This window comes from Rhizobium sp. LjRoot98, from assembly GCF_964252935.1.
GTDB lineage: Bacteria > Pseudomonadota > Alphaproteobacteria > Rhizobiales > Rhizobiaceae > Pararhizobium.
In genome coordinates this window covers 500,781-522,617 of sequence record NZ_CAXUPW020000003.1, presented here as the reverse complement: position 1 = coordinate 522,617, position 21,837 = coordinate 500,781, and the positions used below count along the sequence as shown (strand labels likewise).

General features: G+C 59.5%; 19 protein-coding genes and 1 tRNA gene. 7 read left to right on the top strand and 13 right to left on the bottom strand.

Translation table 11 applies throughout. The features are described 5' to 3' along the window. On the bottom strand, window positions 1-223 hold a 223-nt coding region (locus ACSQ3J_RS14305; protein ID WP_436039337.1), incomplete at its 3' end, for a hypothetical protein. 36 nt (window positions 224-259) lie between these two features. On the opposite strand from ACSQ3J_RS14305, the gene ACSQ3J_RS14300 reads away from it, so the two are divergent. After that, window positions 260-1,738, top strand: a complete 1,479-nt coding sequence (locus ACSQ3J_RS14300; protein ID WP_060502886.1) for an aldehyde dehydrogenase family protein — start codon at window positions 260-262, stop codon at window positions 1,736-1,738. Between the two features lie 97 nt (window positions 1,739-1,835). Here the strand turns inward: ACSQ3J_RS14300 and ACSQ3J_RS14295 are convergent, their stop codons facing one another. The 7 genes from ACSQ3J_RS14295 to ACSQ3J_RS14265 all read right to left on the bottom strand — a co-directional run bounded on the left by ACSQ3J_RS14295 (window position 1,836) and on the right by ACSQ3J_RS14265 (window position 10,726). After that, on the bottom strand, window positions 1,836-2,318 hold the full coding sequence (locus tag ACSQ3J_RS14295) for a BA14K family protein (RefSeq protein WP_060502885.1): 483 nt from the start codon (window positions 2,316-2,318) through the stop codon (window positions 1,836-1,838). Between the two features lie 124 nt (window positions 2,319-2,442). Continuing rightward, window positions 2,443-2,661, bottom strand: coding sequence for a hypothetical protein (locus ACSQ3J_RS14290; RefSeq protein ID WP_060502821.1), 219 nt, complete (start codon window positions 2,659-2,661; stop codon window positions 2,443-2,445). A 128-nt stretch (window positions 2,662-2,789) separates the two neighbouring features. Continuing rightward, window positions 2,790-3,986, bottom strand: coding sequence for a CmlA/FloR family chloramphenicol efflux MFS transporter (gene cml, locus ACSQ3J_RS14285; protein WP_060502820.1), 1,197 nt, complete (start codon window positions 3,984-3,986; stop codon window positions 2,790-2,792). A 220-nt stretch (window positions 3,987-4,206) separates the two neighbouring features. Beyond that, window positions 4,207-7,980 carry a methionine synthase gene (gene metH / locus ACSQ3J_RS14280; RefSeq protein ID WP_060502819.1) on the bottom strand — a complete coding sequence of 1,258 codons (3,774 nt, stop codon included), beginning with the start codon at window positions 7,978-7,980 and terminating at the stop codon, window positions 4,207-4,209. Between the two features lie 163 nt (window positions 7,981-8,143). After that, the gene (locus ACSQ3J_RS14275) at window positions 8,144-9,307 is read right to left on the bottom strand and encodes an AGE family epimerase/isomerase (RefSeq protein ID WP_436039336.1); all 1,164 of its coding nucleotides are present in this window, start codon (window positions 9,305-9,307) and stop codon (window positions 8,144-8,146) included. 14 nt (window positions 9,308-9,321) lie between these two features. After that, entirely contained in the window at window positions 9,322-9,816 is a 495-nt protein-coding gene (locus tag ACSQ3J_RS14270) for a heme-degrading domain-containing protein (RefSeq protein WP_060502818.1), read from the bottom strand. A gap of 13 nt (window positions 9,817-9,829) precedes the next feature. Next, entirely contained in the window at window positions 9,830-10,726 is an 897-nt protein-coding gene (locus ACSQ3J_RS14265) for an ROK family protein (RefSeq protein ID WP_060502817.1), read from the bottom strand. Window positions 10,727-10,944: 218 nt separating this feature from the next. On the opposite strand from ACSQ3J_RS14265, the gene ACSQ3J_RS14260 reads away from it, so the two are divergent. Together ACSQ3J_RS14260 and ACSQ3J_RS14255 are read left to right on the top strand one after the other, a co-directional pair. Further along, window positions 10,945-11,021: transfer RNA gene (locus ACSQ3J_RS14260), tRNA-Arg, on the top strand. Window positions 11,022-11,107: 86 nt separating this feature from the next. Then, window positions 11,108-11,407, top strand: coding sequence for a hypothetical protein (locus ACSQ3J_RS14255; protein WP_156393918.1), 300 nt, complete (start codon window positions 11,108-11,110; stop codon window positions 11,405-11,407). Here ACSQ3J_RS14255 and ACSQ3J_RS14250 read toward each other — a convergent pair. The 3 genes from ACSQ3J_RS14250 to ACSQ3J_RS14240 all read right to left on the bottom strand — a co-directional run bounded on the left by ACSQ3J_RS14250 (window position 11,401) and on the right by ACSQ3J_RS14240 (window position 15,077). Continuing rightward, complete coding sequence (locus ACSQ3J_RS14250) at window positions 11,401-11,565, bottom strand: hypothetical protein (RefSeq protein ID WP_164491974.1); 165 nt, start codon at window positions 11,563-11,565, stop codon at window positions 11,401-11,403. The genes ACSQ3J_RS14255 and ACSQ3J_RS14250 overlap by 7 nt on opposite strands. 340 nt (window positions 11,566-11,905) lie before the next feature. Next, complete coding sequence (locus ACSQ3J_RS14245) at window positions 11,906-13,189, bottom strand: cystathionine gamma-synthase family protein (RefSeq protein WP_060502816.1); 1,284 nt, start codon at window positions 13,187-13,189, stop codon at window positions 11,906-11,908. Window positions 13,190-13,358: 169 nt separating this feature from the next. Beyond that, a complete protein-coding gene (locus ACSQ3J_RS14240) occupies window positions 13,359-15,077 on the bottom strand; it encodes a cation:proton antiporter domain-containing protein (protein WP_436039346.1) in 1,719 nt (572 codons plus the stop codon). A 233-nt stretch (window positions 15,078-15,310) separates the two neighbouring features. Here ACSQ3J_RS14240 and ACSQ3J_RS14235 point away from each other — a divergent pair, with 233 nt between their 5' ends. The 4 genes from ACSQ3J_RS14235 to ACSQ3J_RS14220 all read left to right on the top strand — a co-directional run bounded on the left by ACSQ3J_RS14235 (window position 15,311) and on the right by ACSQ3J_RS14220 (window position 18,697). Then, window positions 15,311-15,448, top strand: a complete 138-nt coding sequence (locus tag ACSQ3J_RS14235) for a hypothetical protein (protein WP_156393919.1) — start codon at window positions 15,311-15,313, stop codon at window positions 15,446-15,448. Between the two features lie 137 nt (window positions 15,449-15,585). Continuing rightward, window positions 15,586-15,798 (top strand): hypothetical protein, encoded by a 213-nt coding sequence (locus tag ACSQ3J_RS14230; protein WP_060502814.1) that lies wholly within the window; start codon window positions 15,586-15,588, stop codon window positions 15,796-15,798. Between the two features lie 120 nt (window positions 15,799-15,918). Continuing rightward, the gene (locus tag ACSQ3J_RS14225) at window positions 15,919-17,379 is read left to right on the top strand and encodes an FAD/NAD(P)-binding protein (protein ID WP_060502883.1); all 1,461 of its coding nucleotides are present in this window, start codon (window positions 15,919-15,921) and stop codon (window positions 17,377-17,379) included. 88 nt (window positions 17,380-17,467) lie between these two features. Then, a complete protein-coding gene (locus ACSQ3J_RS14220; protein WP_436039334.1) occupies window positions 17,468-18,697 on the top strand; it encodes an SfnB family sulfur acquisition oxidoreductase in 1,230 nt (409 codons plus the stop codon). A gap of 489 nt (window positions 18,698-19,186) precedes the next feature. Here ACSQ3J_RS14220 and ACSQ3J_RS14215 read toward each other — a convergent pair whose 3' ends face one another. Both ACSQ3J_RS14215 and ACSQ3J_RS14210 read right to left on the bottom strand, forming a co-directional pair. Further along, window positions 19,187-20,398 carry an acyl-CoA dehydrogenase family protein gene (locus ACSQ3J_RS14215; RefSeq protein ID WP_060502812.1) on the bottom strand — a complete coding sequence of 404 codons (1,212 nt, stop codon included), beginning with the start codon at window positions 20,396-20,398 and terminating at the stop codon, window positions 19,187-19,189. Window positions 20,399-20,471: 73 nt separating this feature from the next. Continuing rightward, entirely contained in the window at window positions 20,472-21,518 is a 1,047-nt protein-coding gene (locus ACSQ3J_RS14210; protein WP_060502811.1) for a substrate-binding domain-containing protein, read from the bottom strand. Window positions 21,519-21,837: the final 319 nt, after the last annotated feature.

The window sequence follows — 21,837 nt, the reverse complement described above, 5'->3', positions numbered from 1 at the left end:
CGGGTAAAATTGCCAATTGCACGGTTGGTGTATGAAAGGCGCATAAAGCACCGTCACGGAACGGTGCGCCGAAGATGCCGGCAGCGGCGGAAAATTCGACCATTACCGCTGGACGGTTGGCCGCGCCCATTACCGGCCTGCTCGACAATTCCAACCTGCGCGATACACTCTCAGCCAATTCTGCGGCGATGAAAAATGCTGCCGACGTGGCGACAGCCAACAAGGCGATACTTGATCCGATTTGAAGAAGGACGGCGACATGCAGGACAGGCTTTACATCGACGGCGCGTGGGTAAGGCCCGAGAAGGGCGGCACTCTGGATGTCATCGATCCCGCCACCGAACAGGTCATTCACAAGGCCCCCGCCGGGACCAGCGGCGATATCGACAAGGCCGTCAAAGCTGCCCGCTACGCATTCGATTCCGGCCCGTGGCCAAAATTCACCGGCACCGAGCGCGCCGCCTACCTGCGCGCCATCGCCGCCAGGATCACCAAAAAGCGCGAGTTCCTGGCGAAACTCGAAGTCGCCGACAATGGCAAGCCATTACCAGAAGCCCTGTGGGATATCGACGACGTCGCCGGCTGTTTTACCTATTATGCCGGTCTCGCTGAAGAACTGGATCAGCATCCGGAGGAAACGATCCCGCTCAGCGAGCCGCGCTTTTCCTCGCGGGTGGTGCACGAACCGCTCGGCGTCGTCGGCGCCATCACGCCGTGGAATTATCCGCTCTTGATGGCCTCCTGGAAAGTTGCGCCGGCCCTTGCCGCCGGTTGCACAATGGTGCTGAAGCCCTCGGAACTCACACCGCTTACCGCGCTTGAACTCGGCGTGATTGCCGAGGAAGTAGATCTCCCGGCCGGCGTGCTCAACATCGTCACCGGCACGGGCCTTCAGGCCGGTGAGCCGCTGACTGAGCATCCGCTGGTCGACAAGCTTGCCTTTACCGGCTCGGTCGCCACCGGCCGCAAGGTGATGATGGCCGGTGCGCAGGACATCAAGACCGTCAGCCTCGAACTTGGCGGCAAATCGCCCTTTGTCATCTTTGCCGACAGCGATATCGAAAAGGCCGTCGAATGGATCATGTTCGGCATTTTCTGGAACCAGGGCCAGGTCTGTTCTGCCACCTCGCGCGTACTGGTCGAGGCGGAAATCTATGATGCCGTCGTTTCGCGCCTGTGCGAGGAAGCAGCCAGGATCAAGATCGGCAACGGCATGGAGGGTGGAACGCTACTCGGGCCGATTGTCTCCAAGGGCCAATATGACAAGATCGTCTCGGCCATAGACCGCGCCCGTATCGATGGCGCCACGGTTGCCTATGGCGGCGCCCGGCCGGCGGGTCTCAACAGCGGTTATTTCCTTGAGCCGACGGTGCTGACCGACATGAGCGAAGACAGCTATGTCTGGAAGGAGGAGATTTTCGGGCCGGTCGTCTGCGTCAAGCCGTTCAAGGACGAGGACGACGCCATCCGCATGGCCAATGACAGCCGCTTCGGGCTTGCCGCTGCGGTGATGTCGAAGGATGTCATCCGCGCCGAACGCGTCGCCGAAGCCTTTCACGCCGGTATCGTCTGGGTCAACTGTTCTCAGCCGACCTTCGTCGAAGCCCCTTGGGGCGGCTACAAACAATCCGGCATCGGCCGCGAGCTCGGCCATTGGGGACTGTCGAACTATCTTGAAACCAAGCAGATCACCCGTTTCAACAGCGATGAGCCGTGGGGCTGGTACATCAAGGAATGAGGTGCTCGCCGTCCAGATACGGACGCGGGATTTGCAAATCGGCAGGGCTATTGCAAGCCCTGCCCTTCGCTGAGCTGATTAACCGCTTCAACCTGCACTAGTATGGCGATATGCATTGACGCCGGCTACCGTTATACGGCTGGAACGTATTGTCATAAGCCCGATACGAGCGATAGCGCGCATAACACCAATCTGCGTGCGAACCGCCGGTCCGATAATAGCGCCGCCCACCGTCATAGTATCTCGGTTGTGCGAGAATGCCGCCGATAATCGCCCCGGCAGCCAGACCACCAAACGCTGCGCCGAAGTTGTCGTCATAGTCATGGTAGCGCCGATAATTGCCGTAGTCACGGTAATAGCGCCGATTTCCATAGTAGCCACCATTGCGGTAGTGGCGCCGGATGTAGGGGCCGCGATTGCCGCCATAGCGGCCGATACCCCACGAACTACGGTAGGATTCGACCTGTTGAACATCCGAAACCTGGATCTTCGGGCGTTCAGCGGATGGGAATGCCTGTGCCGGCACAACGCTTGAAAAGGCGGTGGCCAGCGACAGACCAATGATTGCGAACATCTTCATTTGAATCACCATTTTGCCTTTCCAAGAGGAAACGTTTCAAACAGTGCTTTTGTGCCATACCTAGAACAAAAAAATAATAGCGCGATGATTACGCCCACACGAGAGGCCTTTTTTCTTCAGCGTTTCAATCAAGACGCTTGAATGTCCATTTCACGGTATACTCGCCGCTACGCTTCATCTTGGCCTTGGTCCGCACCCGCACCGGGCCACCAAGTGCAATCTCCGCGTCTTCAAATGCCTGGCGCGCCTCCGCCATTGCCCGAAGATAGGCGCTGTTGTCGCGCTTCGGGCTATCGGCAATCGCCTTGAGAAGGGCAATCGTATCAAGTTTGTCCTTGGCCATGAACTCTTACCACTCCTTCTGCTGCTGGCTGTGCCGGACGCGCCGGTTCAATACACCCGACAGACCACCTATCTCAAGTCAAGCCCGTGGATCAGGGCAGGATAGCAGATGCCACCCTGCCCGGCCGATTAAACCGGCGTTTGCTGGTGGCGAAGTCGTGCCAGCGCAGCCAAGACGACTGTAGCCGTGAGCGAGGAATAGGCCACAAGCGGCCATGCTGTATCGCCTTGCAGCGCCACGACCGCCAGCGTTCCGGCAATGCCGGTGATCAGGCTCTGGATGCAGAAATAGACGGCAACGGCCGAACCGGCGATATCATCAAAGCCTTTCAGCGCGCCGTTTGCAGTCACGGAAACCGCAAAAACGATACCGATCGCCATGACCCACATCGGCACGATGAAGGTCAAAAAGGATGCGGAACCGAAAATTTGACCAATACTCAACAGGAACGCGCCCAACAGCAGCATCCCCATGCCTCTTGCGAGGCTACCGGGATTACCCCATTTCGCCACGAATTGCCCGGCGAAGCGCGAGGTGATGATCATCGCGCATGCCGCAGTCGCGAAAGCCAGACTGAATGTTAGCTCAGTAAAGCCCGCACCGTCGATCAGCACTCGAGGGGCGATGGAGAAGAACACGAAGAACGTGCCCATCGCCGCGCTAAACCCGAGCGTATAGGTCCAGAACGCAAAACTCTTGAAAATCGGCCCGATCGAGCGGCGCGAGGGTGCCGAAGAGGCCGGCCGCGTTTCGTGCCAGCGAAAGACCGCATGGACGAGTGCCAAGAGGGCGCCTGCACCAAGCGCAGCGAAGATCGCCCGCCATCCCAATCCATCGGCGATCACGGCGCCTGCGATCGGGCCAAGAGCCGGCACGAAGGACAGCATGGCGCTGAAAAGACCGTAGATGACGGCGCTTTCCGGGCGGTCGGCATAGACATCGCGAACAGTCGCAAACGTGGCCACAAGAGCTGCCGACGCACCGGCAGCCTGAAGGAACCGGAAGAGGACGAACACGCCTGCCGTCGACGATGCTGCCAGGCAGAGCGACGCGGCAGCAAACAGCAGCGCGCCGCCGATCAGCACCGGGCGCCGGCCGATGCGATCGGAGACCGGCCCGAACAGGATCTGCCCGACGCCGAGCATGACCATGTAAAGGCTGAGAGTCAGCTGAATGACCGCCGGGCTGGTGTTGAGGATGCCGGGCATTGCAGGAACGACTGGGAGATAGATATCCATCGCCAGAGAGGCGAGAATATCGAAAGGGGCCATCAGCAGCAGCGTTGCTGGCAGGGAATAGGCCCAGATACGGGGTTTTGTAGACATGGGAAAACATCCGCTCAAATGAGGTACATTTGGCGGCGTCTGCCTGTCAGCTTCAGCTGGAATTGGTTCGACAGACCGCCGCAACAACATGAAAAAGTTGTTGCGGCTTACTTATCTGCGGATTTTGCGGTCCCCATGCCGATGCTCCAAGATCCGGAATTCGAAGAACGCTCCTATATCAAAACAGGAGCGGCCAAACAATGTCCCGGAAAAGCGACATCTATTCCGCCGCCTCAACCCTCGGCGCAGGGACATAGTTCAGGATCGGCCCGAGCCAGCGTTCGACTTCGCTAATCGGCATGTCCTTGCGGTCGGCATAGTCTTCGACCTGATCGCGCTCGACCTTGGCGACGCCGAAATAGTAGGATTCCGGGTGAGCGATGTAGATGCCGGAGACGGAGGAGCCGGGCCACATGGCAAAGCTTTCGGTCAGCGTCACACCGATTTCCTCTTCAGCCTTCAGCAGATCGAACAGTGTTGCCTTTTCCGTGTGATCCGGTTGCGCCGGATAGCCGGGCGCCGGGCGGATACCCGCATAGGGTTCGGCGGCGAGTTCACTGGGATCGAAGGCCTCATCGGCCGCATAGCCCCAGAGCTCCTTGCGCACATATTCGTGCATGCGCTCCGCAAAAGCTTCGGCAAACCGGTCGGCCAACGCTTTCACCATGATCGACGAATAGTCGTCATTCGCCCGTTCGAAGCGTTCGGCGATTGCCACTTCCTCGATACCGGCCGTGACGACGAAGCCGCCGAGATAGTCCTGCCTGCCGCTATCGACCGGAGCAACGAAATCCGACAGCGCCACGTTCGGGCGGCCGTCGCGCTTGGTCATCTGCTGGCGCAGGGTATAGAAAGTCGCGCGTTCCTTCGCCCGGCTTTCGTCGGTGAACAAGCGGATATCGTCACCGACCACGCCGGCCGGCCAGAAGCCGACGACCGCTTTTGGGGCGAACCATTTTTCCGCAATAACCTTGGCCAGCATCGCCTGCGCATCGGCAAACAGTGCACGGGCAGCTTCGCCCTGACGTTCGTCGTCGAGGATCTTTGGATAGACGCCCTTCAACTCCCAGGTCTGGAAGAACGGGGTCCAGTCGATATAATCGGCCAGTTCAGCGAGATCCCAGCTCTGGAAGACCCGGGTGCCGAGGAACGATGGCGTCTTCGGCTGATAGGCATCCCAATCGACTTTCTGGGCATTGGCGCGGGCTTTGGCCAGCGGCAGGCGCTGCTTTTCCAGTTCGTTGCGGGCATGCGCATCCGCGACCTTTTTGTACTCAGCCTTGACGGTATCGATGTAACCGCCCTTCATTTCTGGCGACAGCAGGCTGGAAACCACGCCGACGGCGCGGCTGGCGTCGGTGACATAGATCGCCTGACCCTGATTGTAGCGCGGATGGATTTTCACCGCAGTATGAACACGGCTGGTGGTCGCGCCGCCGATCAACAGCGGGATGTCAAATCCCTCGCGCTCCATTTCGGCCGCCACATGCGCCATCTCATCGAGCGACGGCGTGATCAGACCGGAAAGGCCGATGATATCGACGTTCTTTTCGCGGGCGATCTCGAGGATTTTTGCCGCGGGCACCATGACGCCGAGGTCGATGATTTCATAGTCGTTGCAGGCGAGCACGACGCCGACGATATTCTTGCCGATATCGTGCACATCGCCCTTCACCGTCGCCATCAGCACCTTGCCGGCGCTCTTGCGCTCGCCCAAGCCGCCACCGGCCAGCCGTTCGGCCTCCATGTAGGGCAGCAGGACGGCAACAGCCTGTTTCATGACACGGGCAGACTTCACCACCTGCGGCAGGAACATTTTTCCTGCGCCGAACAGATCCCCAACGACATTCATGCCGGCCATCAGCGGGCCTTCGATGACATGCAGCGGCCGCTCGGCATTCTCCCGGGCTTCTTCCGTGTCGGCCTCGATGAATTCGGTGATGCCATTGACCAGCGCGTGCTCCAGCCGCTTTTCAACAGCCCATTCGCGCCATTTCAGGTCCCGCTCCTTGGCTTCCTTGCCTGCCGTACCCTTGAAACGTTCGGCAAGCTCCAGCATGCGCTCGGTCGAATCAGCGCGGCGGTTGAGGACGACGTCCTCGCAGGCTTCCTTCAATTCGGGCTCGATCTGGTCGTAAACCGCCAGCTGACCGGCATTGACGATACCCATGTCCATTCCCGCCTGAATGGCGTGGTAGAGAAACACGGCATGCATCGCCTCGCGCACCGGCTCGTTGCCGCGGAAGGAGAAGGACAGGTTGGAGACGCCACCTGAAATATGCACATGCGGCAGGGTATCGATGATCTCGCGCGTCGCCTCGATGAAATCAACGCCGTAATTGTTGTGCTCCTCGATACCGGTCGCGACCGCAAAGACGTTCGGGTCGAAAATAATGTCTTCCGGCGCAAAACCTGCCTGCTCGGTCAGCAGCTTGTAGGCGCGGGTGCAAATCTCGACCTTGCGGGCCCGTGTATCCGCCTGCCCCTGTTCGTCGAAAGCCATGACCACGACGGCGGCGCCATAGGCGCGGCAAAGCCGGGCGTGATGCAGAAAGGCATCTTCGCCTTCCTTCATCGAGATGGAGTTGACCAGGGGCTTGCCCTGCACGCATTTCAGGCCGGCCTCGATGATCTCCCATTTTGACGAGTCGATCATCACCGGAACGCGGGCAATATCCGGCTCGGCGGCGATCAGATTGAGAAACTCGACCATCGCCTCCTTCGAATCGATCAGGCCCTCGTCCATGTTGATGTCGATGATCTGGGCACCATTGGCCACCTGATCGCGGGCGACATCAAGCGCCTCGGCATAGTTTCCGGCGGTGATCAACTTGCGGAACTTGGCCGAGCCGGTGACGTTGGTGCGTTCGCCGACATTGACGAAAGGAATGTCCTTGGTCAGTGTGAACGGCTCCAGACCGGAGAGTTTCATCAGTCGCGGCACGTCGGGGATTTCACGGGGCGCATGTTTTGCGACGGCCTGTGCGATCGCCCGGATATGGGCCGGCGTCGAACCACAGCAGCCTCCGACGATATTGACCAGGCCTTCGCGGGCAAAGCCTTCGATCTGGGCCGCCATTTCATCCGGCGTTTCATCATACTGGCCAAATTCGTTGGGCAGGCCGGCATTCGGATAGGCGCAGACGAAGGTATCGGCGACGCTGGAAATCTCGGCCAAATGGGCGCGCATGGCATTGGCCCCGAGCGCGCAGTTTAGACCGATGGTGAAGGGATCGGCATGGCGCACCGAGTGCCAGAAGGCTGTTGGTGTCTGGCCCGACAGTGTGCGGCCGGAAAGATCGGTGATCGTGCCGGAAATCATCACCGGCAGGCGGATACCTCTCTCGAGGAAGACTTCTTCCGTCGCGAAGATCGCCGCCTTGGCATTCAGCGTATCGAAGATGGTTTCGATCAGAACGATATCCGTGCCGCCATCGATTAGACCGCGCAGCTGCTCGGCATAGGCGATGCGCAGGTCATCGAACGAAACAGCGCGGTACCCTGGGTTATTCACATCAGGGGAGATCGACGCCGTCCGGTTAGTCGGCCCCAAGGCGCCAGCGACGAAACGGCGCTTTCCATCAACCTGTTGCGCGCGCAAACCGGCGCGCCGGGCAAGACGCGCTCCATCGCGGTTGAGCTCATAGACCATCGCTTCCATGCCGTAATCGGCCTGAGCAATCGAGGTGGAAGAGAACGTGTTGGTCTCAAGGATATCAGCGCCGGCAATGGCGTAGTTGTAGTGAATTTCCTCGATCGCGCCCGGCTGTGTCAGCGTCAAAAGGTCGTTATTGCCCTGCAGATGACACTCGCAGCTAACAAAGCGATCACCGCGAAAATGATCTTCGCCAAGGCCAAGCTGCTGGATTTCCGTGCCCATTGCGCCATCCATGATCAGGATGCGTTCACGTGCCGCCGCTTTCAGCGCGGCCATGACCTCGGATCCATCCGGTTGGGGTGAAACGGCGCCGAAAAGGGCATCGATGGCGGACATGGGAAATCTCCCGTTCTGAAAACGACATTAAACTGAAAATCAGAGATCACATAAAGATATCTTTATGTCAATATATCAGTTGGAAATTTGATTGCCCCGAAATTGAAACGGCCCGCCTCTGCTTGAGACGGGCCGCTTGAAAAAATCGTGCAGATATCTTGGCTTAGAGTCGTTTCAGGCAATCGTCCAGTTCATAGACCGCGCACAGAATGTGATAGAAGCTGCTGGCCGGCGCAGGTTCGTCGACAAAGCTGCCGTCGGCCTTCTGCTTGTCACGCCAAAGCCCCTCGACCGGCGTATCGAGAAAGCCTTGCAACGCTGTAGCGGCGCGAACGGCAGACCGCAGATACCGCTCACGCTCCTCGCCCTGTGTCAGCGCCGCAAAACGAACAGCGGCCTTCAGCCACTCCGTTTGCGGCCAAAGCCGCGCAATCGGATCGGCGACGGAGAAATCGTCCAGCAGCGTCATGACAGCGACGTCGCGTGGCTGGGCAATGCCATATTGTTCGCCAATTTCGAACAACCGCCGCGCCTTCACCAGTGCATCGGCATTGCCGCGCCGCTCGGCCCAACGCAGCAAGAGCCAGGCCCATTCGAACTGGTGGCCGGGCTCGACGATACGGCCCTTGTCACCAGGCATTGGCGCCCAGTCCTGATCGAAGAATTCACGCAGCGCGCCGGTTTCCCGGTCGATGAAATGCTCCATGCAGAGAAAGGCGATTTCATCTGCCAGATTGGTCCAGGCCACGGTGTCGAAGCCCTCCACCGTCTCGCTGGCAAGGCATGCCTCGAACAGGTGCATATGCGGGTTGGAGCAAAGCGGCAGGCGTGATGGATTGTCTTCTTCAAACCCTGCCGACGGATGCTTGCAATGCGCTTCCAACCTGCCGTGCAGCGCATTGCTACGGTCGATCATCTCCGCCTTGCGATCAGGAAAGACCTGCGCCAGATAGGCGAAGGACAGAAGCGCAAAAGCCTGATTGTAGAGATCGAATGACGCGTCGATCAGAGTGCCATCGGCGTCGGCAAGAGCGCCATAAAAACCGCTTGGCTGCAGATAGACCCTATCGAAATAGGCGATGCCATCGCTGGCCACCGTCTGCCAATCGCCGGACCAACCACGTCGCCCGGCTTCCGCGAAGCAATAGACCTGACGAGGCTGGACGCGCGAACGGCGATTGGCCCGCGTCGGCTGCCCGGACATGTCGATCGTCTCGACAAAGCCGCCGCCGACACCATCAAAACCCTTGTCCCGCCAGAGCGGCAAGGCTTTTTCGGAAAGCCACGCGTTCAGTTTTGCGGAAAAACCGGCAATATCCATTGTCATCAATCCGTTCAATCTTATTCGCTCAGCTGCAACTCACCAAGATTTTTACCGAGAAGTTTGGCCAGCGCTTCGATGACCATGGTGTGATCATCACGCTGCGGCAAGCCCGAAACAGTCACCGCGCCGATACAACCAGTACCCTTGACGACGATCGGGAAGCTACCGCCATGCGGCGCAAATTCCGCATCCGGCAAGCCGAACTTGGTGGTGATATCGGTGCCTTGCTTGGCGAGCGACAAGCCCACCGCATAGCTGCTCTTCAGGAACCGGAAGACGCAGTTTCGCTTGCGGCGCACCCAATTCGGATTGTCGGGCGTCGAGCCTTCCAGCGCCGTGTAGAATACCGGCATGGAAAACAGCGTCACATCGATGACGACGCCGAGCTTGCGCTCCACCGCCATCTCGCGCAGCAGCGAACCCAGCGCCCAGCCGGTTTCCAGGCTGAAACTGTCGAACTGAAGTTCGCGTTCCTGCAGTGCAATCTGCTCCAGATCCGCCTCGATAATCATCGTAATCCCTCCATCAATCCTTCCAGAGCCAGGCGGCACCGCGCACGCCGGAACTGTCGCCATGCACCGCCTTGCGGATCGGTGTTTCGAAGCTGTCGCCGAAGATGTATTTGACGATCAGGTCCGGCAATTCGTCGTAGATCTCATCGACATTCGACATGCCGCCACCCAGCACGAACACATCCGGATCGACGATATTGGTCAGAAGCGCCAGGCTGCGGGCAAGCCGGTCGACGAAACGCTCGTAGACGGCGGCCGCTACCGGCTCGCCGTTGCGCTTGTCGGCAATGATATCGCGACCGCGCCGGTCGGTACCCGTGGTCAAGCGATAGTCCAGCTCTACCCCGGTACCGCACGCATACATGTCGAGACAGCCATGTTTGCCGCACCAGCATTTGTGGCCGGGATATTCGTCCCTGGTCATCCAGGGCAGCGGATAATGGCCAATTTCAGCGGCAATGCCCTGATAACCGGCATGTACGTGCTTGTTAATCGCCAGCCCGCCGCCATGGCCGGTCCCGACAATCACGCCAAAGACTGTATGCGCATCCTTGCCGGCACCGTCGACAGCTTCCGAGATCGCCAAGCAATTGGCGTCGTTGGCAAGCCGGACCTCACGGCCGAGTGCGGCGCCAAGATCGCGCCCCAGCGGCTGGCCATTGAGAAGCACCGCGTTGGAATTGCGTACTATGCCGGTGCGCGGATTGAGGCTTCCGGGAATACCAATACCGATCGTTCCCGTTTCGCCAGCGCTCTGCTCGGCGGCTGCGACAAGCTCCTGTACCGCGCGGATACAGGCATCATAGCCGCTGGTCGGCGTGGCGATGCGATGCCTTGCCCGTGTTGCGCCATCGCGATCGAGCGCGATGACTTCCATTTTCGTGCCGCCCCAATCAATTCCGATGAACATGCTGGATCAAACTCTATGGGTGTCATTGTCAAAGGCGGCGCCATCGCGGCCGGGTCTCCTCCCCGTTTCGCCGCACCCTGCTTATCATCGGAAAACCGTTCCGCGCCAGCCCCGGCCTGCATCACACACGTTAGAAAACCCAGTTCGCAGAAAACCACTCAAACCACACCGGAAACACTTGGCTTCCACGCCCACCTTTTGTAAGGGTTCTTCAGGTTGGTCCCATAGCTCAGCAGGATAGAGCGCAAGATTCCTAATCTTGAGGCCACTGGTTCGAATCCAGTTGGGATCACCACTTTTGTCCTGCCCAATACTTGGGGAAAACGCGGACACGACCACCAGCATTGCCTTGGACGATATCGAACCGGCTGGAACTTCGCCGTGGCCGATCAACCTGTTTCCGCCCGCATCAAGGATTTCCATGAACTCGGCGTGAAGAACCGTTCAGAACGGCTACTCTGTGTTTCTGACGATGGCAACGCCGCTGAACAGCCCAAAAAAGAGCACGCCGGAATGAGTGCGGCGATAATCCAGACAGGGGTGCAGCAAGCCCGCCGTAAAGTTTCAGCTGGCGCGCACACAGGAAAACCTTGTTCAACGCCGCCGCATCAACTGTCATGCACGGCTTGCAGGGGCATCCACAATGCCCCTGCAAGCCGTCACCTCAAAAAACGTCAGTAACCGATGCGCACGCCACCGGCATCAGAGGGACCGAGGTCCGGTATCGGTCCATAGCCCTGGTATTGCGCGTAGGTCGTGTTATTCGCGCCGGTGCTGGCGCATCCCGAAAGCGCCAAAAGCGCCAGCGCCGCAACGGCCATCAGAGATTTAAGGGACATAATTTTCTCCTGTCGAGGGGATTGGCCAGCAGGCCGGACGGCCATGGCAAATGTTCGTCTATATCATCGGCAATGACAAGTGGGATCATCCCCGCGAAAGGCGAGATACAAACGACAGCGTAAACACACCTTGAAAGGCAAACCAGACGGCGGGAAATCCGCAAGCATCCGGACAAAGAAAAAGGCCGGGTGAAAACCCGACCTCTCCGACCCGTCTCGACAGCGATTGCCAGTACATCCGTGGTCAACCGCTGGAAACGAATTCCGTATGCCCAATATGGCAAGGGAATGTAACCGTTTCAAGACAAAGCGAAAAATAAGAAAAAAACGGGGCTCTCTGTCAGGCTGCATCCAGCGCAATCGTCAGGTCGGCGATCAGATCATCCGGATGCTCGATACCGATCGAAAGCCGGATAGTCGATTCCAGCACGCCGATCCGCTGGCGGACCTCCAGCGGCACGCCGGAATGGGTCATCGTGGCCGGATGACTGGCCAGCGATTCCGTGCCACCGAGACTGACGGCGAGCTTGAAGATCTGCAGCGCATTGAGAAACTTGAAGGATGCAGGCTGGCCACCGCGGATATCGAAGGAAAAGGTCGAGCCAGCGCCGGTACACTGCGCAGCAAATGTCTTGCCAAGTGGCGACTGCGGGTCATGATAGGGCAGATAATGAATGCCCTCGACCTTGGGGTGATCGCGCAGGAAATTGGCAACCTCGAGTGCATTGTTGTTGGCCTTTTCCATGCGAATCGACAATGTCTCAAGAGACCGGCCAAGCATCCAGCAGGAATGCGGATCGAGTTGCGTGCCGATGGCGCCGCGCAGTGCCTTGACCTGTTTCATCACCGCCTTGGCACCGAGAGCCGCACCCGCGATCAGGTCCGAATGACCACCGACATATTTGGTCAGCGAATAAAGCGAGATATCGGCGCCATGTTCGATTGGCCGCTGGAAGACCGGGCCAAGCAGGGTATTGTCGCAGGCGACGATCGGCGTATGCCCCTGCTTGCGGCCGATCGCATCGGCAATCCGGCGGATCATCGCGACATCGACAAGGCTGTTGGTGGGGTTGGCCGGCGTTTCGATCAGGATCATCGAGACCCGGCCTTTGGTCATCGCCTCTTCAGCCGCCGATTGCACCGACGCCTCGTTGACGCCATCGGCAAATCCAACCGCAGCAACACCCATGTTGAGAAAGGTTTTTGCCAGCAGCGTTTCGGTTCCACCGTAGAGCGGCTGGGAATGAAGAATGGCGTCGCCCGGCCGTACGAACGCCAGAAGCGTCGTTGCAATCGCTGACATGCCGGAGGAAAACAGCGCGCAGCTTTCCGTCCGCTCGTAAACGGCGAGACGGTCCTCAACAATCTCGCTGTTGGGATGATTGAAGCGGGAATAGACCAGCCCCGCCCCGGTCCCCGCAGGCGGCTCGCGGCGGCCGGAAACGAAATCGAAGAAATCGCGCCCTTCTTCGGCCGACTTGAACACGAATGTAGACGTCAGAAAGACCGGTGGCTTGACCGCGCCCTCGGAGAGCTCCGGGTCATAACCGTAATTCAGCATCAGGGTTTCGGGATGCAGTTTGTGATTGCCGATATGAGTCTTGGAGGGATGTGGAGCAGTCATGACGGTCTCCGGGATTTGCGGCCAATGACGCAGTCTACATCAATTTTCGACACCGCTTCTTGCCATTCTTCGGGTTTTTTCATCCGAAAATTGCGCTACAGCGATGGATGACCGGAAAAACCGGATAGTGCAGCACTGGCCCGTCGTCTGCGAGGCCAACGTTTCGCAATCAATCCACCGCACCGCTCTTGAGACTGCCAGGAACATTCATCTTCTTACGCTCACGGGCCATGTCGCTGACGGCGGCACGCAGCCGCGGGTGCCGGGCCATGAAGATATTGAAATCGCGCCGGTCGAGTTTCAGGAACTGGCAGAAATCCACAGCGATCACGTCGGCGGTGCGCAATCCGCCGCTGAGAAGTGCCATCTCGCCGAAAAATGCGCCGGCTTCCAGCATGATGGCATTGCCCGGCAAGCGGACCTCGGCAGCACCGGCCGAGATGAAATACATGGCATCGCCACGCTCCCCAACCCGGATGACCTTGTCGCCCGGTGAGGCCGAGGCCGGACGGAACAGGAGGAGAAGCTCCTCGAGCGCATGCTCGTTGACTTCGGAAAACAGCGGGAAAGTGTGAACCAGCTGCTGTTTCTTCAGCTGCTGTTGGCTTTCCTTTTCCTCCGTCCGCGCCTTGATGATGTCGAGCTCGCGGCTCAGTGTTGCAAATTTCCGCTGGCCATAGTTCGGCATGGCGCCGCTCAGCGCCGTCTTCAGCTTTGCCGCAGCCCAGAAAATCAGTGGGTTGAGGGTAATCGACAGGATGGCGCCTGCCAGGATGAGGTCATATCCCTCCTGTGACATCAAGCCCAGGGAGACGCCGAGACCGGCGACGATGAAGGAAAATTCACCGATTTGCGCCAGGCTCGCCGCCACGGTCAACGCCATCGACAGGGGATAGCGCAGCATGAGCACGAAGGCGGCGGCAATCAGCGATTTTCCAAGCGTGATCAACGCCACAATGGCGAGGACTGCAAGCGGCTGATTGATGAGGATCATCGGGCTGAACAACATCCCGACGGACACGAAGAACAACACCGAAAAGGCATTCTGCAACGGCAGCGAATCGGCTGCCGCCCTGTGGCTGAGATGTGATTCGCTCATGACCACGCCGGCAAAAAATGCGCCGAGCGCAAACGAAACACCAAAAAGCGTGGCCGAACCAAAGGCGATGCCCAACGCAATGGCAAGAACCGTCAGCGTGAACAATTCGCGCGATCCGGTGCGGGCAACCAGCGTCAGAAGCCAGGGAACGATTCGTGGCCCAAGAACAATGGCAAGAACAGCGAATGCACCAAGCTTGACCAGGGTCAGCACGATCGTCAGCGCAACCGGCGTAGAGCTCGCTTCTGCTCCGTGCGCCGCGGCACCTTGAGCGCCCAGAACCTCCGCGACGATCGGCAGTAAAACGAGTGCCAGCACCATCGCCAGGTCCTCGACGATCAGCCACCCGATGGCCACCCGCCCATTCGGCGAGTTGACCAGATTTCGCTCCTCCAGCGCCTTGAGCAGAACGACAGTACTGGCAACCGAGATGCTCAAGCCAAAGACCAGTCCGGCGCCGAGGTTCCAACCCCAGAGTGTGCTGAGACCAATTCCCAGAAGCGTTGCCAGGGCAATCTGCCCGATGGCGCCGGGGATGGCCACGCCGCGAACGGCGATAAGATCGGCAGCAGAGAAATGCAGGCCGACACCGAACATCAGAAGGATGACGCCGATCTCGGCCAATTGGGTGGCAAGGCCGGCATCCGCCGTAAACCCGGGCGTAAAGGGTCCCATCAGAATACCGGCAACGAGATATCCGACCAATGGCGGCAGGCGGAGCCGATCCGCGACATAACCGCAGCCCGCAGCCAGCACGAAGCTGATTGCGACGGTTGCTACCAACGCCATATCGTGATGCACGCACTACCCCCCGGCTGCCTTCATTCCATTCATCTGATGTATTTGCATCGGAAGCCTCCGGCAAGCGCTCGGCCAAGTATCAAATGGGGGAAGGCTGATTTATCGTTTTCCAGGTGCCAGGAGGGTTGATGCCCGCATCAGGACCAACCTTGCGGCCGCCGCTTTTGGAACAAGCCTTCGATCCACACGTTTGCGGGCAAGCTTAAACAGGAAAAAGCACAATGCAAATGACCATGCGCGCCGTTGTCTTCGTTATCGTCGGATCGATCCTCAGCATTCTTGTCATCAAATATGCCGACAACGATCTCAATGCGGCCGTGCCGATGATGGACCCGGCCGCAGAAGCAGCGCCTGTCTGATCCACAACGATAAAAAACCGCCACAATCAACCGTCACTCGTATCGCTCAAGGGCGCGCAGCAACTCTGAACGCGGCGTAAGCCTTGTTGCAGTCCGGCATTGGCAGGTCCGCCTTAGCTGGCACCAGGAGACGAAGCATGACGAAATGGCGCAATGAACCAATGCTCCCCAACCATGTGCAGTTGTGCCAGCGTGTCTTCGACAAAGCAAAGTCGGCCCGCAATATCGCCCCTGACAGCGACGCCAACGACCCGGTGGCGGCGCTGGTGCTGACATTGTACCGCCACGGCGTTCGCGGCGAAGAAGAATTGTTGACCCGTGTTCTCCTAGCACTGGACGAGAAGTCCTGACCGCGATCAACGCCTGCCTCACCATGCTTAAGGCTTGACCGCCGAATAATATTGATAAAAACTATAGACTATCAAACGGCTCGACGGTGAGGTGTGATGAACCAGTTGATCGTCAACCCGATGACATTATCCGGCACCGCTGCCAGCGAAGCGCCGGTGGGATCGCAACGGCCAGTCGTCGCCATTATCGGCGGCGGCGTGTCGGGTGCGGCAACGGCCTTTCATCTCGCGTCGTCAAACCAGACCTGCGCGCCGCAAATCATCGTCTTCGAACCGCGCGAATGTCTTGGCAAGGGCCTTGCCTATGATACGACCGAACCTGCCCATCGTATCAACGTGCCAGCCGCGCGCATGAGCCTCTTGAGCGACGAACCGGATCATTTTCTGCGCTGGATTGCGGCGAATTCGGCAACAGCCGGCGATGTCGATGCCCTGCGGCCGGATGGCGCTCTGTTTCCACGCCGCAGCGTGTTTGGCGATTACGTCAATGCCATGCTGCAGCCACTCGTTGCCAGCGGTGCCATCCAGCATCGACGCAACGCCGTCGCCCATGTCCTGCGCGAGGATGCGCACTGGTGGATCAGCGGCGACGATGGCACGCAGACCAAGGCCGACATTGTCGTCATCGCCACCAGCCACCCGCCACCGGTGGCGCCGGGCCGGCTTCACGCCCTGCTGAAAGACCATCCCCGTTTCGTTCCCGACCCAACCAGTGCGAATGCGCTTGCGGCCATCCGGCCATCAGACCGGGTGCTTATCGTTGGCAACGGCCTCACCTCCGCCGACGTCATCGCAGCTCTCGCGCTGAAGGGTCACACCGGCCCGATTACCGCGATTTCACGGCGTGGACTGCGCTCGCGCGGCCATGCGCCGGTGGCGCAGGACCCCACCGGCGACTTTCTCACGGAACCGGCCTTTACGGCGCGGGCATTGCTCAAAAATATCCGCCGCACAATTTGGCAGGCCGGTCTGGGGGGCCGGACTTGGCACGGCGTCATCGATCAGGTCCGCGCACAGGGACAGGCACTGTGGCAGGTTTTGCCGATGCAAGAACGACAGCGCATCGTCCGGCATTTGCGGCCGTTCTGGGACGTGCACCGGTTCCGCGTCGCGCCGCAGGTGGAAGCAGCACTTGATACGGCGATCGCTGAAGGGCGCCTTGAAATCCTCGCAGGCTCGGTTGCGGCAAGCCGGATTGAAGCGGATGTGATTCATTGCGCGCTACACCTGCGGCGCTGTCCCGGCACCATCGAGAAGAGTTATGACGCCGTGGTCGTCACCACCGGCCCCGGCCATGGCGGCATTCTCGCCAGCCAGCCTTTCCTCGTCGAGCTTTCGCACAACGGTTACCTCGAACTCGACCCGACCGGCCTTGGGCTCTCCTGCACGCGTAACTCGGAAGCCATTGGTCCGGCGGCGGGCGTGACATCGTCCCTGCTGATCGCCGGACCCCTGGCACGCGGCACGTTCGGCGAGTTGATGGGCCTGCCACAGGTGACCGACCATGCCGTGTTTGTTGCCACGAAGATTGCCGAATTCTTGTCGGCGCAAAGGCCAAAGGCGGCGCAAAAACCGCTTTAAGAAAAGACTTTTCTTAGTATAGTGGATCTATAGAAATTATAATCTTATCTTTCCGCCCGACTTCTTCCACCCATGGTCCGTACAAAAAATGGAGCGTGCGATGGAAACCATCCTGCAGTATCAGCCAATCGTCAAACAAACGGCCGGTCGCCTCCGCAGCGATTTCGAAGCCATCGAAACTGCCCGGGCACTGGCCGCCGATTTCGCCACCCGAGCCGCCGATCGCGATGCCAACCGCACCCTGCCCTACGACGAACTCGAGGCGATCGCCGAGTCCGGGCTTCTAGCGATTACCGTTCCCGCCGAATATGGCGGGCTGGATGTGTCCAATGCGGTGCTGGCGGAAGTGACTGCCATCCTGTCCGAAGCGGATGCATCGATCGGCCAAATTCCGCAAAACCATTTCTACATTCTGGAAGCCTTGCGGGTGGACGGCAGCGAGGAACAGAAGCGCTACTTCTTCGGCCGTGCGCTGGCGGGCGACCGTTTCGGCAACGCACTTTCCGAACGCGGCACCAAGACGGTGGCCGATTACAATACCCGCATCACGCCGGAGGGACCGGGCTACCGCGTCAACGGTGAAAAATTCTATTCGACCGGCGTCCTTTTCGCCGACTGGATCACCGTGTTCGCACTCGATCCCGAGGATCGGCTAACCATGTCCTTCGTCGCCAAGGGCACCGAGGGTATCGAGATCATCGACGATTGGGATGGCTTTGGCCAGCGCACCACCGGCAGCGGCACCACCGTCTTCAAGAATGTCTATGTCAATGCCGATGTCATTGTCTTCCATCACAAAGGCTTTGAGCGGCCGACCACCATCGGTTCGGTCGGCCAGATCATCCATGCCGGTGTCGATCTCGGTATCGCGCGTGCCGCCTTTGCGGAGACGCTGGATTTCGTCCGCACGCAGAGCCGTCCGTGGAAAGATTCCGGCGTCGAGCGCGCCACAGACGATCCGCTGACCATCGCCAAGATCGGCGAGATCGCAATCAAGATCGAGGCCGCTACAGGGCTGATCGAGCGGGCTGGCCGCAAGGTCGATGTCGCCCAAATGGACGCGACCGAAGCCAATGTCATCGACGCTACACTCTCGGTCGCCGCGGCAAAAGTCCTGACGACCGAAGTCGCGCTCTCAGCGTCCACGACGCTGTTCGAACTCGCAGGAACATCGGCCACCCGCATCGGCCTCAATCTCGACCGCCACTGGCGCAATGCCCGCACGCACACCCTGCACGACCCGGTGCGCTGGAAGGCCCATGTCGTGGGCAATTATCACTTGAACGGCGTCGTACCACCGAAGAACGGGGCGTTGTGAGACAGACAATTGCGGCGGTGAAATTCTGCGGCCGCAAACGGCTAGGAGACCCGAAAGCGATAGACTGATGAGGACCGCCCCTCACTCCCTGTCATGCTCTCCTCAGGTTTCAACTTGAGGACCTGTGGCGGGCATCCAACGATCCAACGTCCGCCCGGTTAAAGACTCTTCCACTCGAAGACCTAAACGGCACCCCGAATCGGCAGGGCTATCGCATATGGAAGGAGGCAGTCTGGGAACGATCCTATCTTCTCCCCAGCGGGCAGAAGTGCCGAGCGGATGCGAGGCGATGAGGGGGCTTCGGCGAAGCCGGAGCCGGACAAAGGTGGCCTTCGGCCCCTCATCCGGCGCTTCGCACCACCTTCTCCCCGCTGGGGAGAAGAGGGAGGGCGCCGCCAATGGCACATGCGACGGCCCTGCCCACATTCGGGGATACCGCATCGCTCACGCCGCATCCCAGCTGTAAATTGCGATTTCCCTTCACGCTGCTCAGCTGTACAAACTCACCACCGGGATTTTATCGTTCAGCACGAACTCGCCGACCTCCTTCGCCTTGTAGAACACCGGATCGTGCAGCGTGTGGGTGCGCACATTGCGCCAGAAGCGGTCGAACCGGTATTTTTCCGCCGTCGACCGAGCTCCGGTCACCTCAAAAACGCGCGCGGTGATATCGAGGGCGACATGGGTGGTGTGAACCTTGGCAGCGTAGGCCTCGGCCGCCGCCTCGCCGCGTTCGCGCGCGGTCACATCCCGTCCCTTCGAAAGGGCGGTTTGCACCGCCAGCGCTGCACCGTCCGCAAGAGCCACGGATGCCTTCAGCGCGGCCGTGAACTCACCCACGCGCTCGAGAATATACGGATCGTCCGAGGCGCGTTCGACACCCGACGTCACCCAGGGACGGGTCGTGGTGCGGACATAATCGACGGCGGCGGCCAGCGCGCCTTCAGCGGCGCCCAGATAAAAATTGACGAAGACCAGCTGAATCAGCGGCGTATTGAACGTTGCCAGAGCCGGTGGCGGCGCATTTTCATCGGCAGGTGCTGCGACGAAATCTTCGTCGTAGACCGGAAAGTCGTGGAACTCGACGCTTCCGGAGTCGGAGAGCCGCTGGCCGATATTCTCCCAGTCGTCATTCGCGACATAGCCAGGCCGATCGGTTGGCACGGCGAAGTTGGCGATCTTGCCATCCAGCGTCGCGCTGGCATTGATATAGTCGGAAACCCGGGCGGCGGTGGAGAAGGATTTACGGCCGTTCAGCACGTAACCGGTGCCACGGCGCGTCAATGTCAGGCCGGCGTCGCGGGGGTTGACCGCCGCACCCCAGTAAAGGTTCTGTGCCACGGTCTCAGCGCCCAGCACCTGCGCGCGCGCCTGATCCGCAAAAGACCAGTAGATCGACTGGCTGTTGACATAGTGGTAGCCGAGCAACTGGCCGACAGAGCTTTCGCCGCGTGCCAGGATGCGAACGAGCTTCAGCCCATCGACCCAATTCAGCCCACCGCCACCAACCTCACGCGCATGCAGGGCATTGAGCAGGCCCGATTTCTTCAGTTTGACGATCTCGCCGATCGGCGGGCGCCCTTCCCTGTCGAGGTCTGCCGCGCGCAGCGACAGGTCGTGGGAGATTTCGGCGGCACTGGCAAACAGGCTATCGCGGGTGACGCCGAGACCGGCGGCATAGACGACATTGGATTGGCTCATGGGAAAAGCTCCAGTTCTTTAACGAGGAAGAACGGCGGAACCGTCGGCGGCTCCGCCATCGCGATGCAAAAGCTCAGAACAGCTTGGCCGGAATCCAGTTTGCCGTAACCGCATCGCTGGCGCTGAAAGCCGGGATCTTGGCGGCGAGTTCCTCGATGGTTTTGACGCCGGCGTCTCTCAGGCTTTTCTGGGTCAGCAGCGTCGGCTCGACGGTGATCTGGCGAGGAACGTCCTGTCCGGCAATTTCAAGCGCAGCCGCGCGGATCGAAACGGCGCCAACCACGGCCGGATTGGTTGCGACCGTTGCGACCCAGGGACTGCCTTCCTCGACAATCTCCTGGATATCGGCAGTGGAAACATCCGCCGAATAAATCTTCAGCTTGTCGGCGATGCCGAGATCGGCCGCCGCCAGCTTCACCCCACGGGCAAATTCGTCATAGGGCGCGAAAACCACGGTAATATCCGGATTGGCCCGCAGTGCCGCTTTCGCCTGATCGGCCGTGGTTGTCGCTGTCGTGTCGCTGACATTGCCGAAACGCGCCTTCTCGACGACCCCCTTATTCTCCGCCTTGAACGCATCCCAGACCTCGTTTCGGCGATCGAGCGGCGCAAAGCCGGCGACATAGACGTAACCGGCATTGAAGCTGGTGCCGTTATCCTTGACCGCCTGTTCGAGAGCCTGTTTTGCCAACGCGTGATCGCTTTGCTCGACTTGAGGCACTTTCGGATTGTTGAGATTGACATCAAAGGCGACGACCTTGATGCCCTTGTCCAGCGCCTGCTGCACGACATCGGCGAGCGATTCGGGAACACCGTGATCGATAACGATGCCTTCGACGCCGAGATTGATCGCCTGCAGAATCTGCTCGCGCTGTTCCGCCGCGTTCTGGCGTCCAGGGAACACCCGCAGATCGACGCCGAGCGCCTTCGCCTGTGCCTCAGCACCGGCCTGATAGGCCTGGAAAAAATCACCGGTGGAAATGTAGCTGATCAATGCCAGCTTGACGCCGCCCTTGTCGAACGGCGCCGGTGCGCCTGCAACACCATCGGCCTTGGCAGCAGAGACGAACAGGAAGGGAATGAAGGCGGCGGTTGCCGCCAGACGGAGAATGGTTTTCATAAAAAGCGTTCCTTCTGAAGACAATCGGAGACGTCACCGGCAGCAGCCTTCTCGGGACGCAACATCTATTAAATATTCAATCAATAAATTTAATAGACTAATTAGTGCCAATTTTCTGGATTGATAGAGAAACGTGTTTCACGGAAACCGAGCTCACCGGCAAAGTCCTACCGGCATCGCGCCGCTCGACAGCCGCTGCCCGCGCGGCGCGAACTTTCTGCCGCACTCCGTCCCTCAGCAAAGAAATTACCGGCTCAGACGGTACTTCGCAAAGCTGTTCCGCCAGCCCGGCTGTCACCAGCAGGAAATATATGACAAA

What these genes read in the sequence shown, in the direction of transcription:
- ACSQ3J_RS14300 (WP_060502886.1), top strand. Translation starts at nt 260, where the DNA reads ATGCAGGACAGGCTTTACATCGACGGCGCGTGGGTAAGGCCCGAGAAG.
- ACSQ3J_RS14295 (WP_060502885.1), bottom strand. Translation starts at nt 2,318, where the DNA reads ATGAAGATGTTCGCAATCATTGGTCTGTCGCTGGCCACCGCCTTTTCA.
- ACSQ3J_RS14290 (WP_060502821.1), bottom strand. Translation starts at nt 2,661, where the DNA reads ATGGCCAAGGACAAACTTGATACGATTGCCCTTCTCAAGGCGATTGCC.
- cml (WP_060502820.1), bottom strand. Translation starts at nt 3,986, where the DNA reads ATGTCTACAAAACCCCGTATCTGGGCCTATTCCCTGCCAGCAACGCTG.
- metH (WP_060502819.1), bottom strand. Translation starts at nt 7,980, where the DNA reads ATGTCCGCCATCGATGCCCTTTTCGGCGCCGTTTCACCCCAACCGGAT.
- ACSQ3J_RS14275 (WP_436039336.1), bottom strand. Translation starts at nt 9,307, where the DNA reads ATGACAATGGATATTGCCGGTTTTTCCGCAAAACTGAACGCGTGGCTT.
- ACSQ3J_RS14270 (WP_060502818.1), bottom strand. Translation starts at nt 9,816, where the DNA reads ATGATTATCGAGGCGGATCTGGAGCAGATTGCACTGCAGGAACGCGAA.
- ACSQ3J_RS14265 (WP_060502817.1), bottom strand. Translation starts at nt 10,726, where the DNA reads ATGTTCATCGGAATTGATTGGGGCGGCACGAAAATGGAAGTCATCGCG.
- ACSQ3J_RS14250 (WP_164491974.1), bottom strand. Translation starts at nt 11,565, where the DNA reads ATGTCCCTTAAATCTCTGATGGCCGTTGCGGCGCTGGCGCTTTTGGCG.
- ACSQ3J_RS14245 (WP_060502816.1), bottom strand. Translation starts at nt 13,189, where the DNA reads ATGACTGCTCCACATCCCTCCAAGACTCATATCGGCAATCACAAACTG.
- ACSQ3J_RS14240 (WP_436039346.1), bottom strand. Translation starts at nt 15,077, where the DNA reads ATGGCGTTGGTAGCAACCGTCGCAATCAGCTTCGTGCTGGCTGCGGGC.
- ACSQ3J_RS14235 (WP_156393919.1), top strand. Translation starts at nt 15,311, where the DNA reads ATGCAAATGACCATGCGCGCCGTTGTCTTCGTTATCGTCGGATCGATC.
- ACSQ3J_RS14230 (WP_060502814.1), top strand. Translation starts at nt 15,586, where the DNA reads ATGACGAAATGGCGCAATGAACCAATGCTCCCCAACCATGTGCAGTTG.
- ACSQ3J_RS14225 (WP_060502883.1), top strand. Translation starts at nt 15,919, where the DNA reads ATGACATTATCCGGCACCGCTGCCAGCGAAGCGCCGGTGGGATCGCAA.
- ACSQ3J_RS14220 (WP_436039334.1), top strand. Translation starts at nt 17,468, where the DNA reads ATGGAGCGTGCGATGGAAACCATCCTGCAGTATCAGCCAATCGTCAAA.
- ACSQ3J_RS14215 (WP_060502812.1), bottom strand. Translation starts at nt 20,398, where the DNA reads ATGAGCCAATCCAATGTCGTCTATGCCGCCGGTCTCGGCGTCACCCGC.
- ACSQ3J_RS14210 (WP_060502811.1), bottom strand. Translation starts at nt 21,518, where the DNA reads ATGAAAACCATTCTCCGTCTGGCGGCAACCGCCGCCTTCATTCCCTTC.